Consider the following 13,179-nt stretch of genomic DNA (forward strand, 5'->3'; position numbering starts at 1 on the left):
AATCAGGGGCAAATCGACTGCCGGCGGAGTGGGTTTATGGCCTTGCATCCCAGTGCTGGCGCGGATTTTCGGTCTCTGATGGCCGTCACTCGACCAACTCGGCGGTACGTATAGGGCATCTATAGAGAGGGAAAGTACTCTCTTACTAGAAGATAGGGAGTTCTAGAGGGCCTTTAGGGAAGAGAACTAGGGGCCCCTTATATATATCTCTATTTAAGGTCGTTTAAGTAGAGTAGTAGTAGTAGGGGGCCCTATATTCCCCGCCATTCCGGGGATTTTCCCACTCCGCCAGGTGGTAGGGTCCCGGCCGGTTTGTTCGAACGGCCGGCAGAACGGACCATAGGCAGCTGCAGTGCCGATTCTGCGCTCCGGGCGGTGAGCGGGGCGGCTGGCGCCGCACACATAAGAGTCATGACAGCCATTGCTACAGCCCCGACTTCCCCTAAAGACATCCTCGTCGCCTACCGTGCAGACGCCCGCGCCCAGGCCACCGCCAACGGCACCCCTGGTGACCGCTCCAGCTTCCCCGGCCTGGCCCTGACGGCCACCGGGATGATCTACTCCCGCGGTAAGGGCCTTCACTACCAGGCCACCAACGCACCCGCCGTGTCCCTCACCCCGGACGTGCTTGAGAAGGCCCTCATCGAGCCGAACGCTTCCACGGTCGTCTCCGACGCCAAGACGTGGGCCAAGATCCTCGTCATGGCCGACAACATGCCCTCCAACGACTTCAAAGCGCTGGGGCGCCGGTTGCGCATCAGCCGCGGCCTGCCGGTGTCGATGAAGCTGCCGGTCCTGACCGAAGCCCTCGGCTACCGCTACTGGCTGCCGGACACCCTGAATGAAGCCAGTCTGGATGATTGGGCGGATGCTTTCAACGTCAAGGGCCCGTCCATCGCGTTCACGATGCGTTCCCTGATCGCCCTCGCCCAGGCCGGGGCAAAGCCCACTGCTCTCAAATACGAGATCTCGGCGAAGGCTATGGAGGAAATGGAACGCAAGATCATGGAACAGGCCGCTTGGGGCGGTATCTCCAACGACTGCTACGTGTACTCGATGCTGGAAGGGTTCTCCGCCAAGGCGAACGGTCTGCGGACCATCGACCCGGGCCTGCTGGAAATGCATGTCATCGACGGGCAGGCATGCCGGATTGTTCCGATGAACTCGGACTCCCGGGAGTTCTCCGCGTCGGTGTCCTCACCGTTCAAGCTCAAAGAGGGCAAGAAGGTCCGCCTCACCGACGGCAAGGAAATGGTGGATGTCGATCTTCGCGCGCTCCGCTTCGGCGACGGCGCCCTGCACGCGGTGTTCTCCCAGCCCAGCGCACGTGGCGCCGGCCTGTTGATGGTCACCAAGGCCCGGAAGCTCGAAGCGAAGCTCTATGCCGTGGACGGCGTCTTTGAGTCCTTCGGCGCCGGACCCAAGAACAAGCGCTGGCTCGGCGACGACGTTGAGGGAGTCACCGGCCGGGACGTGCCCCTGGACGTCATGCTCGCAGGCGCACCGACCACCGACTAGTTCCCACCGCCACCCCGCCCCTGCCACCGGCTGTCATAACCCACAGGCAGGGGCGGGGGCTTATCCATAAAGGGGCTCAAAAAGTTGTTTGTTTACCACGAACCGCAAAAAGCTCCCATCTTTAACTGCAAATCGGAAGCAATTTCCCTACCAACCAACATGTGTCGGTTATCGTTTGGGGTAGTCGGGACAACTCGTAATGTTCCTCGCAGGATGAGACCAACCAGGAGGGGGAAATGGGAGTCAACGAACTCACGGATTCCGGAGCCACCAAGAATGGATCGTCGACGAATGTTGGAGGAAAGACCGGACCTGGCGCACCAAGGTCAGCGCAGAGGTGGAGGCTTCTTGCCGCCGGAGCTTGCATCGTCCTGACCATAGTCGTGGGCTTCAGCAATTTCCTTCTGCCAGATGGCGGGCCAACCGTTTACCTCGTCGCCGGTGTTGTCGTTCTTTGTTTAGTGGGATGGATGCTTTGGCGGCGGCTCCCCAAAGCCGCCTGGTTCAGTCTGGTCCCCGCGGCCGTGGTAGCGACCGTCCTGCCAGCGTGGTGGACTTGGGCACCGTGGAAGGTTTTCCCATTCCCCCTGAGCTTTTACTTGGGCCGTCAGCATCGCGCATTTTTGATAGGCGGCTATGACCCTTCTTCCTTTTTCCTCGAGTCCTTGTACACCCTTGTCATCGTCGTGGTCCTCGCGGGAATTCTGATCGCCATAGCAGAAGGAATCAACTGGATGGCAACCAGGGTGAATGCTCCCGTGACGTCGGCTCGCGTCGCCACGCAGCCCCAAGCCCTCTATAAGCAGGTAGGGACCACTACCGAGGGCGCACCGATCTTTGAAGCATTAGGGGGTCAGGGCCTGCAGCCGGCCGGCCAGAACACCTTCGCCGTTTTTGCGCTGGTCTTTGGGATTATGGGCGGCATCGCCGCGATACCGTTCGGCCATATCGCTCTCAACCAGATCAACAGGACCGGCGAACGTGGGCGCGGGATGGCAATAGCCGGGCTGATCCTTGGGTATGGCGCAGTCGCGCTTGTCGTCGTCTTGTTCATACTGGTGCGGATGTCCATTCACTGATAGGGCGTGGGTGAGACTGCGGTCTCCGAGTCTGACGGCCGGGGAGATGCCGACGGCGGTCCCCGGTATCGAGATCCTGAACCTGGCACCTCAGGCCGTTCTTGCGGATCATTTCCCGGCTGCCTGATCGTCATCGCGTCGATGGCCTGACTGATCTGGGCGTGGCCCCGGGGCTGGCTCATCAAGGAAGCGCCGGCCAGCGCCCATGGCATCTGTTGAACCCTAGGACCAGACCACGCAGAAGTTGGCGGGGAGAGGTGCGCCCCGCGCCGCACACATTAGGGGCATGAGAAACCTCACCTCTCCCAATGACGAACAAATGCTGCACTTTCAGGCCTGGCGTGCCACCGCCTTGCAGATCATGCCCTACATGGGCTCGCTGATGTTTTCGCTCCGCCCGGTCAACTCCGGTGCCGTTGACACCTTCGGTGTGGACGACGGTCACCGCTGCTACATCAACTTCGACAAGGTCATCCCGATGGGCGCCCAGTTCGGTGCCGAGGCTCTGCTGCACGAGTGCTCGCACCTCTTGGCCGAGCACTCCATGCTCGCCGAGCTGGCCGGTGTCTCCGACGACGAGCACGAAGCCTGGAATTTCGCCGGGGATTGCGCCATCAACGACGACCTGCGCGACGCCGGGTGCGACGCCCTGTCCAAGCATGGCGTGTTCGCCGCGATGATCGGTGAGCCCGACTACCAGACTCCTCTGCACTACATGGAGGTCATCCGCAAGAAGCAGGGCAACAAGCCCAAGCCCCAGCAGGGCCAGCAGGGCGGTCAAGGCCAGCCCGGCCAGAACCCCGGCAACGGCCAGGGTCAGCCCCAGTCCGGCAACACTCCGGGCCAGGGCCAGCCGGCCCCGATGAAGGGCTGTGGCTCCGGCGCCGGTGGCCGCAAGGGCGGTCACGAACTCGGTGACGACGACACGATGGGCGGCAAGGCCGAAGCGGCGTCAGCGATCGAGAAGAACCTGGTCCGCATCGCGACGGCCTCCGCTGTCCGCCAGCACCAGGAACAGCACGGTATCGGTTCGGTTCCCGGCGGCATCGCCCAGATCATCGACGAGATCCTCACCCCGTCCAAGACCCCGTGGGAGCGGGTGCTGGCCTCGCACGTCCGCCGCGCCGTCGCCCACAAGGCCGGCTACCACGACGCGACCTACAAGCGCCGGAACCGCCGACGGATGAACGAAACCATGTCCGACAGCAAGGGCCGGATCATCGGCCGCGTCATCGCGCCGGGCTACATCAAGCCGATCCCGTCCATCCACTTCTACCGGGACACGTCCGGCTCGGTCAGCGACCACGACCTCGCCATGGCGACCAACGAGGTCTACGCCATCGCCCGCAAGCTCGGCATCAAGGGTGAGGACCTGATCGTCTCGGACATCGACACGATGGTCCACCAGTCGGTGAAGTTCTCCGGCAAGGACTCCATCACGGAGATCGCCGGCCGCGGCGGCACCGACATGGGCCAGGCCATCGAACACGCCTTGTCCCTGCCGAAGAAGCCGTCCGCCATCATCATCGCCACCGACGGTGAAACCGGCTGGCCGCAGGAGCGCCCGACCGTCCCGGTGATTGTCCTGCTCATCAACGTCACGTCCCAGCACTGGATCGACAACGTCCCGGCCTGGGCGCACCTGGTGGAGGTCAAAGACAATGACTGATCCTGAGCTGAACGTCCCGCACGGATACCGCCTCCACCCGGGCACCGACCTGATGGCCCTGGCCGAGCGGCTGCGCACGGCAATGGCTCCGGTCCGGGACCGCATCGAAATCGCCCAGGTGGCCGAGTTCGCCGCCAAGGCACTGGATGAAGCCGACCTGGCCGGGACGCCGCGGCCGGTGTCGGTCATCTTCGACGCGGTCCAGGCCCAGGCCATCCACGTCGGCCAGATCCTGTCCGGGGAGCACTCCTGCCACCTGAACACCGTCACGGTCGCCGTTTCCGACGACCCGGAGACCGGTGTGTCGTACGCCCTGATGTTCCCCAAGCACCCGGCGTTCGCCGCCGAACTGGATGAGCTGGAAATCGGGGACTACTACCCGTACTGGAACGAGGAAGACGCCGGACAACAGCGCCCCACCGGCATTTCCGCCGCCGAATGGGAACGCCGGGCACAGACCTGGACCCGCGTGCTGCGCGGCACCAGCCCGTTCGAGCCGAACAGCATGTTCAGGATCGACGTCGGCAACCCCTACCCGGACGCGGACCTGATCAACCGGGCCGCCGACGTCTTCGCCGCCATGCCCACTATCGAGCAGCGGGTCCACCACGCGCTGCACGAACTTCAGAACCAGGAATTTGATTCCCACTCGGAACTGATGGCGTTTGTCGCCGCCATGCCCGCGCACCAGGAGCGCATCGAAACGTCCCTGAAGCCGATCACCCTCGAAGACATCGCCGGAGGTGCCAAGTGACCGCCGTCCCCGTGCCGGCGCCGCCGGCCGCCCGGTTCGTCCCGGCCCTCGTGGCTGTGAACGAACGCCACGGCGTGACCGTCCTCGTGGACCGGCAGCCGAATTTGTGCCGCTGGGCGGTGCACGCCCTCGTCGAGGGCAAGGACTTCATTATTTCCGGACCCGGCAAGGGTGAGCCGACCAATCCGTCCAACCGGGAACTGGCCGCGCAGATCACCCAGGCCGTCGGCCGGATCGTACGGCGCACCGGCGAAATGCCGTCACAGGTCTTCACTAGCGACTGGGCCACCGCGGAACTGCTCCGCGCCAAATCCGATCTTCCGATCACCGACCTGACCGCACCGCCGGCGGCCCTGGCCGCCGCACGCGAGGCCGTCGCCGAGGTCGAGCGCGGGCTCGTGTCCGGCCTGGTCCTGGCATGCGATTCCTCCCGCGGCCGCGGCAAGACCGTGAACGGCTGCGGCTACGTCCTGGCCTACTCCAACGGCGCCGACCCGATCCTGGGCGCCTACACCTCCGTGTCCACCCACGGCGGCATCCGTGCCGGGGAACTGGCGGCGATCCGCCGCGGACTCCAGTCCACCCTCGGCCACCACCCGGTCCTGCGTGAAGGCGTCGGGGACTTGAAGGTCCTCACCGACTCCAAGGCCGCCCTCGAGGTCCTGGACCGGGTCTCCACCGGCACCCTGCAGCCCTTCGATGACACCGACTCGGTTGCCGAATGCAAGCGCATCCTGGGTTCGGCACGCGGCGTGAACATTTCCTACGAATGGGTCCGCGGCCACAACGGGCACCCGCTCAACGAACTGGCCGACCGTCTGGCTGTGTTGGCACGCCGGAACCGTGAAATGGGTGTTGACGAACTGACCAACGCCCGGATGATCGCCTCGATCAGGGAAGACGCCAAGGACGTCCGGCTGGGGGAGTGGCTCAGGGGCCAGCGGGCCGCTTATGCGGTTGCCAAGGCTGCCTAACGACCAGCGGACGGACCCTTGCGAAGACGGTGCCACAGGCCGAAACCGCGGCCGGGGTCCCTTAGTGCGGAAATCTACGCATGTTCTTTTGTGAGCCGTCGGATTGACTCCCGCTGCCGCGCCACGATTGGACCCCGTCTTGCCCTTCTCATCGATTCCCGCCAACTTCAAAGCTTCGCTCCGTTCGGCACGGGGTGCGTTCGATCTGCCTTCGATCCTCGTCGGTGTCGTGGTCGTGGGCATCCTGGCTGCCGGCGTGTTGGCTTCCATCTTCGGGATCATCCCCTTCGCCCAGGACAACGGAGCCAAACAGGACCTTGCCGCGGTCAAGACGGCCGAGGGGGTCTCCAAGGCCCAGGCCGCCGCGTACAAGGACAAGGCCGGTCTCGTCGCCGCACCTTACATGGGTGACTCTTCTACCCTTGCTGTCGGCACCAACACTGCCAAGGACTGCTATGTCGGGCTCTCCAAGTCCGGCTCCGGGAAGATCTTCTACAACTCCGACTCCTCTCCTGATCCCCAGGAGCTGACACCGACCACGACCACGGGCTGCGTCGACCCGGCCACGCTTTCCGGGATGGTCACCCAGGTCGGCGGCTTCTCCGGCTCCAGTACTGCCTCGGGCGCGCCGACCGGGACACCTTCCCCCACGACGGGCACGGGCACCGGCACCGGCGCACTGCCGGCTGGATACACCTGGTCTAACGGGGTCCTCGACACCAACTACGTGACCGATCCGTCCTTCGAACTGGGCGCCACCGGCTGGTCCAAGCCAGCAGGCGTAATCAACAACACGTTCAACAGCAGCGTCGTGAAATCCATCAGCTTCGCGGCGGGCCAAGGCATCGGCGGAAGCAATGCGGTCCAGTTCACCACCAGCGGCACCATCCAGCCGGACCAGGCCAATATCGTCGCCTTCGACCTGCCCACGGCAGGTTACGGCCAGATCAACATGAGCATCAGCAGCCCCAGTTTCAGCGGTTCCAGCCAGGAAGTGTACGCCTCTGTAGCCAATTACGCGGCCGACGGTAGCTTCCTTTCCGAGAGTTCCCCGGTCACGGCTTCGGTGGGAGGCAGCCTCGGGTGGGCCGCCATGAACATGCAGAGGCCCTGGATGCCGACGCCGGCCGGCGGCTCACTGAAGCTGCTTGTCCGTGCCGGCGCGAACTACGACTACGCGCCGCTTGAGAACGCTGTCTTCTACGTCGACGACGTGTCCTCCACCGACAATGGCCAGTACTTCGACGGTCAGAGCGCAGCCTCCGGTGAATACAGCTACAAGTGGTCCGGCGTGCAGTACGACTCCCCCTCCCAGAAGATCACCCCGAAGCAGGTCGCCCTGCCATCGGTCATCACCCTGGGCCAGCAGTTCACCGTGCAGGGCCGCGGCTTCCCGGCAAACACGGCGGTGCACCTGGAGGATAACGACTGGCAAGAGGGACCGACCGATGTCACAACCGACTCCTCCGGCAATTTCACGACAGCCATAACCTTCCCGGCCAACACCGATCCGAACAACGGTCTGGTGGCCGGACCGGGGACGCTCCACGTCTTCTCCGGGGCGTCCCAAGCACAGCTGTACCTTCCGATCACCCTCCAGTAGACCGGGGCGAGCCCGGGTTTCGCAGTGTCTACGCATGTTTCCGGACAGATGATGATCCGAATCCTCGACGGGAGCATTTTGAAGAACCGCAACGCAGTCCGTGCCCTTGTCGCCACTTTGGCGAACGCTGCCGATTCGACCTCAAACACTCTCTCGGATGAGGAGCAAGGCGGCCAAGCCTTGACAATTTCGGTCATGACCGTTTGACATCTAGTCGGTAGAGGTCAACGCCAGAAGACCAAGAGCGGCCACCTGGTATGACCTCTTGACCCGACTGGAGCCGCTCGATTCCTGGGAACGTGAGTACTCAAGAGGGGAATGAGTTCGGGCCAGGGACGACATGCCAGGCTGTCAAACCGCTTCTTCAAGAGTTCTGGGGGCTTGAAAAATAACCGGGACTCGACTATTGAATTATTTGCTAAGCAGGCTGATGATTCACATGTGCTCGCTGGGGGCGCAAAGTTTGCTCACTGGGGAGCACAAAATTCGGGGGCGCAGCATGGCTGCTTTACGGTCTCTTTTATCTGGTCTTGTCCTTTCATCCGTCGTTCTCGCTGCGGCAACTGGAGCAAACAATCAACAGGCCGGTGCGGCTTCCGGAATCGGAGCTCTTGTCGGAGCCATCGGTGGATTCTTCGGCAAACTTTAATAAGGACAGGGGCCAAAAGTGAGCATATTCGGCAGTAGGAAGCGCAGTAGAGCCCTCCTGATCGTGCTTATCTCAGTCGTGGTCTGGAGTATCGCAGGCTACCTTATTGGGGGCTGGGCCCAGGTGCTCTTCTTCGGATTGGTGATTGGCGGTATCTTCGCGCTGTTTGGTCTTTTCGTGGCTTTTGGATCAGACAAAATCGTCAAAGACCCCAGGAGGAACAGGAAGGAGTACTAGCGGCCCATTGACCAACCTCACCAGCATGCGCACCAGCACAAGGGCGAGTTTCTACTACACGATGGACGGGCATGGCTCGATCATCCTGCTCACCGACAGCGCCCAGGCCGCAGCCGCCACGTACTCCTACGACTCCTGGGGCAACACCACCAGCTCCGGTGCCCAGGCAGCGACCAACCCGTGGACGTACGCCGGCGGATACAACGACACCACCAGCAACCGCATCAAGTTCGGTGCCCGCTACTACAACCCCTTCCATGGCCGCTTCACTCAAGTGGATCCGTCCGGGCGGGAAGCAAACCGCTACGCCTACGTCGGCTGCAACCCCATCAATGCGACAGACCAGCCTCGATGCCTACAGCGACTGCGTCAAAGCAACGATCACAGATAACATCCAGGAGGGGTTCTTCTTCGGTGCAATAACAGGTGCCATAGGAGGCGCGGCCGCTGGGGCCGGTGTAGGTGCTTTCCCGGGCGCAGTAATCGGAGCCACCGGTGGCGCAGTTCTAGGTGGTCTCGAAGGCACGATCTGGGGCCTGATCTCGTGCAACTGGAAGATCTGAGAGCAACAGGACGACCAATTCGACCCGAGTTACGAGAGGAGCACCGTGTCAGCCACCCGGCCAGAACCTAATGCGCCAATATTTCAACGTTCGGAAACTTGGCGTGCGTCCTTGAACCCTGAAAAGGTGAAGACCAAGCTTCAAGAGGCCTTTGGAGATAGACGCTATAAGGTCCAGTCATCTAATTCGGGACTGAAAGTTGAGACCGGATCAAGAACTCTATACAGGCTTTGGGGGGAGATGGTCCCTTGGGGGAAGAATAACGCTCCTGTGGGCTTGATACTGACCATCCTCCCCACAGCGGGCGGTGCCGAGGTGAAGGCATCGGCCTACGACAGATTCGGGTGGAGACTCACTGACAAGACGTTCTTCGGCGCTGATGAGACCTTTACTTCGAAAATAGACCAACTCATCCAACTGGCTCGCTCGGCTTCCGAGACCCCGGACTAGAATCATGTGCGCAATGAGCTAGCTCGTTCCTCACGGCACGTTGGGCATCACCAGGCAAACCACGGGTGGGGCGACCACCTCGTTCATCCGGGACCCGCACCAGCGCCGGATCCTTCTACTACACCACCGGCGCCCTCGGCTCTATCGTCTTGCTCACCGACAGCACCCAGGCAACCACCAACCCGTGGACCTACGCCGGCGGGTACAACGACACCGCCTGAAACCGCATCAAATTCGGCGCCCGGTACTACAACCCCTTCCGCGGCCGCTTCACACAGCCTGACCCATCTGGCCACGAAAATAATCGATACGCCTACGTTGGCTGTAACCCGGTCAATGGCGTCGACCCGAGTGGATTGGCCAGTCTATGCACTTGGGCTGTTGTGGCGGGAATACTAGGCCTTGGTGCGGCGGCAGTAGGGGTGTTCGCAGCGACTCTTGGTTCGGCGACTGTCGTTATTGGTGCAGCGACGCTCACGGCGGGGGATTTCGGCATCATCGCATCGATCATTGGGTTAGGTGGCGCCCTCGAAGCCTGGGTTGCTGTCAATGTGTGTTAGGAGTCATCGAGATGCCACGAGAATTGTTTGACGCGCTTGCCTGGATCATTCCCTTCGCTGCCATATTCACGGCCGTCGTCATCGTGTACATACGAGTCAAGCGTGAGGACCTGCACCGGCCCCTCGTCAAAAAGGGATCCACATTAGGCGGCCGAAGGAGTAATCATGGCCGAACCTGGATGGGACAGTAACGGTCATGCATCGCTTCCGACACGGCGCTGGAATTTCATCTGCCGGACAGCTTTTCAGATGGTTTCGGCCCCTACGATAAGCCTCATCACTCGTTCTATGAAGGAGTTCCATTGTCGCACCAGCAGCAACAGACCGTCCCGGCCGGTAATGCCGTCCCGCTTTGGTACCCGTATTACGGTGCGTCCATCGGTGAGGCCGCACGCCGGTTCTTCAAGAAGTACGCCACCTTCACCGGCCGGGCCAGCCGCAGCGAATACTGGTGGTGGGCCCTGATCTCCGGCGCCGTGGCCATCATTCTGAACATCATCATCTCCGCAGGCGCCACCGTCAACGACTCCGGCGCCATGGTCCCGGGTCCCGGCGCGGTCATCGGCTACATCCTCCTGGGCATCTGGGGCCTGGCCACCCTGATTCCCTCCCTTGCCCTGGTGGTCCGGCGCCTGCACGATGTGAACTTCAGTGGGTGGATGATCCTCCTAGGCCTTGTTCCGTTCCTCGGGGGCCTGGCACTGCTGATTTTCATGATTCTGCCGTCCAAGCCGGAAGGCCAGCGTTTCGACGTTCCCGCCTAGGGCCAGGGGAATCATTCACACTAAAGGCCACCGGCATCGTGCTGGTGGCCTTTGGCGTTACCGAGTCTTGGTCCACCTCCTCCCCTGGGCAGGAGCATCGCAGCCGCGATGGCCCGCGCCAAATGTCAGCATGCATGCGGCCGGGCTTACCGAGGCCCATCCTGGCCTCGGCGGGACGCTGTGACCGTCTCCTACGGGACCGGCGTCATAGTAACGGTCCAACCGCAACTGGGTGTGGGACCCGTGATGACGTCTAGGTAGTAATCGGCGGCTTTGAGGCCATAGACGTTGTTCGTTCCCGAAGCCTCATGATTGGCAGTGAAAGCCTCGGGGTCGCTCAGGCTGTCGGCTCCACTTTTTAGGGTGGCGCTGTAGTAGCAGGAGCCGAGTGTCTTCCAGCTGACGGAGTAGTCGCCTTTGAGAGCGACCTTTTTTGACGTCATTTGGCCGTCTCCGGAAAGCGTTACTGCCGCGGGAATGGGAGTTGATAACGCTGTGGGACCCGCCGTTGGCGTTCCGGACACATTTTGAGGGGCGTTCGCAGTTGGTTGAGCCTCCAGCTGACTGATTCTCGATTTGGCTGCGGCAAGTTCTGATGAACTTCCACCGCTGCCGGCCATGATCCCGACGACGAAGGCCACCACCGTCACGACGATGAACACGGCAAGGGGGACCGTCTTCGGGTTCTTCGGCCTTGCATCGAGCCAGTGGCTGCCGGTCCACCATTTCTTTGCGCCGCTTTCCGGATGGAAGTACCAGCCAGGAGGGGGCACAGGATTATGGGGCGGTGGTGGAATGCTTGACACGGCAGGCCCTTTCTAGGCTTTTCTGCCACATGCTGTGTGGCGGTTATGACCGTTGGTCATCTCTTCGCATCAATGTATAGGACGTCCCACTCCCGGGCAGTTGGCGCAACGCTGAATTGGTCCGAACCAGGGATCCACCGCGGAACGTTGCGGCCCCGCCTCTACCCGGTTGACGGAGGAGTGGCAGACTATGAGCAGTTTCGATTACTTTGACCGCACTTTGCAGCTCGGATCGGGGGAACGTCATGGATGTTGGTCGCACGGCCTTCACCGTTGCTTTTCCCGAAGCGAGGAAATTCCGGGCCGCCAGGATCATCTCGAGTATTTTCTTCCTCCTGTTCTGGGTCCTGATGGGTGTCATCCTGTTCAGCACAGCAGAAATTCCCAAATGGCCCGTGTTCATCCTCGCTGGAATCGCGATGGCTCTCTCCTTCGGGTTGCCCACGTATGAGAAACGGCAGTGGAAGGTGCTTGCCCCCATCATCAACCGCAGATTCGCAGAAGAGTTCACAGCCCACACCGAGTACGACTACCCGCAGGACGTGGACATCCTGAGCGTCCAGCGATCCATTGCCGTCCGAAGGCCTGACGGGTCCGTCTTGCTCTGGGGCGTAAGCCGGTCAAAGGATGCGTTCAAAGTATTTCCGATGACCTGAGAGCAGCGGTAACCGACGAAAGTAGGATCGACCCATCCTAGGTGGACAGATACCGCCGTGGCGCGATTTGCCAAGTATTGTCCGGCAGCCTCCAACTCGGGCTAGCTTGGGAACCCGGTTTCGGGCTGCACCAGGGTCAGGCCCCCGAACTGCACCGAGTCCGGCTCAGGGATGAAGGCTTCGCCGAAAACCATGTAGTCCTTCGCTACCGGAACGAAACCGTAACGCCGCCAGTATTTGCTAAGCGCAGCCTTGGCAGCCATATGTTCCGGGCTGCCTTCGAAGTCGCCCTCTTCGAGGACCGGGGCGGCCTGCAGAATGACCATCGGGCAGGAGCGGCCGATCGTGCGAAGGATGGCATCCATGATTGAGTGCCCGAGCCTGGTGCCGCGGAACTCGGGTTTGATGAAGATATTCTCGACATACATCAGGTCCCCGCCGTCGCCGTCAAAGAACCCGGCCTCGCCCATCAGTCCAGAGCCTTCGTTCATCAGCATTTCGGCAAGATTGGCCAGGTCCTGGTCCACGGCGTCGAGGGTGAGGAACAGCTCGATCTCCCCTGCATCGGGAATCACGGTGACGTACGCTTCGCCGACCTCGACGTCTTCGTCCGGGTCGCTGAATTCGTCGTCGAAGATCGCCGCGGTGATGCCCACCTTCCATTCGAGGGGGTAGTCCTCCGGATCATGGCCGATGCCAGGCGCGCCCCGGTACTCGAGCTCGTACTTGAACGACAGATACTGCGGGTCAATTACTGGCATGGCAGGCTCCTCGGAAAGTGCGTCGCTGCGGTTCAGACGAATTCTACGGGAGGCGAGTAGAACAGCCTCGGCGACGCGTTGGCGTAACGACGGCGGCCACGAGGTCGCTTTGGGCGGTTGGCGTGACACTATGTTG

General features: G+C 61.9%; 19 protein-coding genes and 1 pseudogene. 18 read left to right on the forward strand and 2 right to left on the reverse strand.

Features of this window, described 5'->3' with window-relative positions; all coding sequences use genetic code 11:
- Positions 1 to 411 precede the first annotated feature (411 nt).
- From ABD884_RS10155 to ABD884_RS10235, 17 genes and pseudogenes are all read left to right on the forward strand, one after another.
- Positions 412 to 1,518 carry a hypothetical protein gene (locus ABD884_RS10155; protein WP_345044616.1) on the forward strand — a complete coding sequence of 369 codons (1,107 nt, stop codon included), beginning with the start codon at positions 412 to 414 and terminating at the stop codon, positions 1,516 to 1,518.
- 236 nt (positions 1,519 to 1,754) lie between these two features.
- Complete coding sequence (locus tag ABD884_RS10160; RefSeq protein ID WP_345044619.1) at positions 1,755 to 2,597, forward strand: DUF4190 domain-containing protein; 843 nt, start codon at positions 1,755 to 1,757, stop codon at positions 2,595 to 2,597.
- A 6-nt stretch (positions 2,598 to 2,603) separates the two neighbouring features.
- The gene (locus ABD884_RS10165; protein ID WP_345044623.1) at positions 2,604 to 2,747 is read left to right on the forward strand and encodes a hypothetical protein; all 144 of its coding nucleotides are present in this window, start codon (positions 2,604 to 2,606) and stop codon (positions 2,745 to 2,747) included.
- 136 nt (positions 2,748 to 2,883) lie between these two features.
- Positions 2,884 to 4,266, forward strand: a complete 1,383-nt coding sequence (locus tag ABD884_RS10170) for a vWA domain-containing protein (RefSeq protein WP_345044626.1) — start codon at positions 2,884 to 2,886, stop codon at positions 4,264 to 4,266.
- Positions 4,259 to 5,020, forward strand: coding sequence for a hypothetical protein (locus ABD884_RS10175; protein ID WP_345044631.1), 762 nt, complete (start codon positions 4,259 to 4,261; stop codon positions 5,018 to 5,020). Before ABD884_RS10170 ends, ABD884_RS10175 begins: the two co-directional genes overlap by 8 nt.
- Positions 5,017 to 5,994: an RNase H family protein gene (locus ABD884_RS10180; protein ID WP_345044634.1), complete on the forward strand. Its 978-nt coding sequence runs from the start codon at positions 5,017 to 5,019 to the stop codon at positions 5,992 to 5,994. Before ABD884_RS10175 ends, ABD884_RS10180 begins: the two co-directional genes overlap by 4 nt.
- 139 nt (positions 5,995 to 6,133) lie before the next feature.
- Entirely contained in the window at positions 6,134 to 7,597 is a 1,464-nt protein-coding gene (locus tag ABD884_RS10185; RefSeq protein ID WP_345044637.1) for a hypothetical protein, read from the forward strand.
- Between the two features lie 24 nt (positions 7,598 to 7,621).
- Entirely contained in the window at positions 7,622 to 7,804 is a 183-nt protein-coding gene (locus ABD884_RS10190) for a hypothetical protein (protein WP_345044640.1), read from the forward strand.
- Between the two features lie 460 nt (positions 7,805 to 8,264).
- Positions 8,265 to 8,483: a hypothetical protein gene (locus ABD884_RS10195; protein WP_345044644.1), complete on the forward strand. Its 219-nt coding sequence runs from the start codon at positions 8,265 to 8,267 to the stop codon at positions 8,481 to 8,483.
- A gap of 25 nt (positions 8,484 to 8,508) precedes the next feature.
- Positions 8,509 to 8,874 carry an RHS repeat-associated core domain-containing protein gene (locus tag ABD884_RS10200; protein WP_345044649.1) on the forward strand — a complete coding sequence of 122 codons (366 nt, stop codon included), beginning with the start codon at positions 8,509 to 8,511 and terminating at the stop codon, positions 8,872 to 8,874.
- Entirely contained in the window at positions 8,816 to 9,046 is a 231-nt protein-coding gene (locus ABD884_RS10205) for a hypothetical protein (protein WP_345044654.1), read from the forward strand. The genes ABD884_RS10200 and ABD884_RS10205 overlap by 59 nt, the downstream gene beginning before the upstream one ends.
- A gap of 240 nt (positions 9,047 to 9,286) precedes the next feature.
- On the forward strand, positions 9,287 to 9,496 hold the full coding sequence (locus ABD884_RS10210; RefSeq protein ID WP_345044659.1) for a hypothetical protein: 210 nt from the start codon (positions 9,287 to 9,289) through the stop codon (positions 9,494 to 9,496).
- Positions 9,497 to 9,561: 65 nt separating this feature from the next.
- Complete coding sequence (locus ABD884_RS10215) at positions 9,562 to 9,717, forward strand: hypothetical protein (protein WP_345044662.1); 156 nt, start codon at positions 9,562 to 9,564, stop codon at positions 9,715 to 9,717.
- Positions 9,718 to 9,723: 6 nt separating this feature from the next.
- Positions 9,724 to 9,795 (forward strand): annotated as a pseudogene (locus ABD884_RS10220) (hypothetical protein); the annotation flags it as partial.
- Positions 9,796 to 9,852: 57 nt separating this feature from the next.
- Positions 9,853 to 10,056 (forward strand): hypothetical protein, encoded by a 204-nt coding sequence (locus ABD884_RS10225; protein ID WP_345044665.1) that lies wholly within the window; start codon positions 9,853 to 9,855, stop codon positions 10,054 to 10,056.
- 11 nt (positions 10,057 to 10,067) lie between these two features.
- Positions 10,068 to 10,247, forward strand: coding sequence for a hypothetical protein (locus tag ABD884_RS10230; RefSeq protein ID WP_345044670.1), 180 nt, complete (start codon positions 10,068 to 10,070; stop codon positions 10,245 to 10,247).
- Between the two features lie 111 nt (positions 10,248 to 10,358).
- Positions 10,359 to 10,820, forward strand: a complete 462-nt coding sequence (locus ABD884_RS10235) for a DUF805 domain-containing protein (protein ID WP_345044675.1) — start codon at positions 10,359 to 10,361, stop codon at positions 10,818 to 10,820.
- A gap of 191 nt (positions 10,821 to 11,011) precedes the next feature.
- Here the strand turns inward: ABD884_RS10235 and ABD884_RS10240 are convergent, their stop codons facing one another.
- Complete coding sequence (locus ABD884_RS10240) at positions 11,012 to 11,626, reverse strand: hypothetical protein (RefSeq protein WP_345044680.1); 615 nt, start codon at positions 11,624 to 11,626, stop codon at positions 11,012 to 11,014.
- Positions 11,627 to 11,871: 245 nt separating this feature from the next.
- On the opposite strand from ABD884_RS10240, the gene ABD884_RS10245 reads away from it, so the two are divergent.
- Entirely contained in the window at positions 11,872 to 12,282 is a 411-nt protein-coding gene (locus ABD884_RS10245; protein ID WP_345044683.1) for a hypothetical protein, read from the forward strand.
- Between the two features lie 101 nt (positions 12,283 to 12,383).
- Here the strand turns inward: ABD884_RS10245 and ABD884_RS10250 are convergent, their stop codons facing one another.
- Positions 12,384 to 13,172: an N-acetyltransferase gene (locus ABD884_RS10250; RefSeq protein ID WP_345044686.1), complete on the reverse strand. Its 789-nt coding sequence runs from the start codon at positions 13,170 to 13,172 to the stop codon at positions 12,384 to 12,386.
- Between the last annotated feature and the right edge of the window lie 7 nt (positions 13,173 to 13,179).

The sequence above is a fragment of the Arthrobacter methylotrophus genome (genome assembly GCF_039539965.1).
GTDB lineage: Bacteria > Actinomycetota > Actinomycetes > Actinomycetales > Micrococcaceae > Arthrobacter > Arthrobacter methylotrophus.

Bases quoted from the DNA above. Each gene is read 5' to 3' on its own strand.
- ABD884_RS10155 (WP_345044616.1), top strand. From the start codon at position 412: ATGACAGCCATTGCTACAGCCCCGACTTCCCCTAAAGACATCCTCGTC.
- ABD884_RS10205 (WP_345044654.1), top strand. From the start codon at position 8,816: ATGCGACAGACCAGCCTCGATGCCTACAGCGACTGCGTCAAAGCAACG.
- ABD884_RS10245 (WP_345044683.1), top strand. From the start codon at position 11,872: ATGGATGTTGGTCGCACGGCCTTCACCGTTGCTTTTCCCGAAGCGAGG.
- ABD884_RS10170 (WP_345044626.1), top strand. From the start codon at position 2,884: ATGAGAAACCTCACCTCTCCCAATGACGAACAAATGCTGCACTTTCAG.
- ABD884_RS10175 (WP_345044631.1), top strand. From the start codon at position 4,259: ATGACTGATCCTGAGCTGAACGTCCCGCACGGATACCGCCTCCACCCG.
- ABD884_RS10200 (WP_345044649.1), top strand. From the start codon at position 8,509: ATGCGCACCAGCACAAGGGCGAGTTTCTACTACACGATGGACGGGCAT.
- ABD884_RS10160 (WP_345044619.1), top strand. From the start codon at position 1,755: ATGGGAGTCAACGAACTCACGGATTCCGGAGCCACCAAGAATGGATCG.
- ABD884_RS10230 (WP_345044670.1), top strand. From the start codon at position 10,068: ATGCCACGAGAATTGTTTGACGCGCTTGCCTGGATCATTCCCTTCGCT.
- ABD884_RS10210 (WP_345044659.1), top strand. From the start codon at position 9,287: ATGGTCCCTTGGGGGAAGAATAACGCTCCTGTGGGCTTGATACTGACC.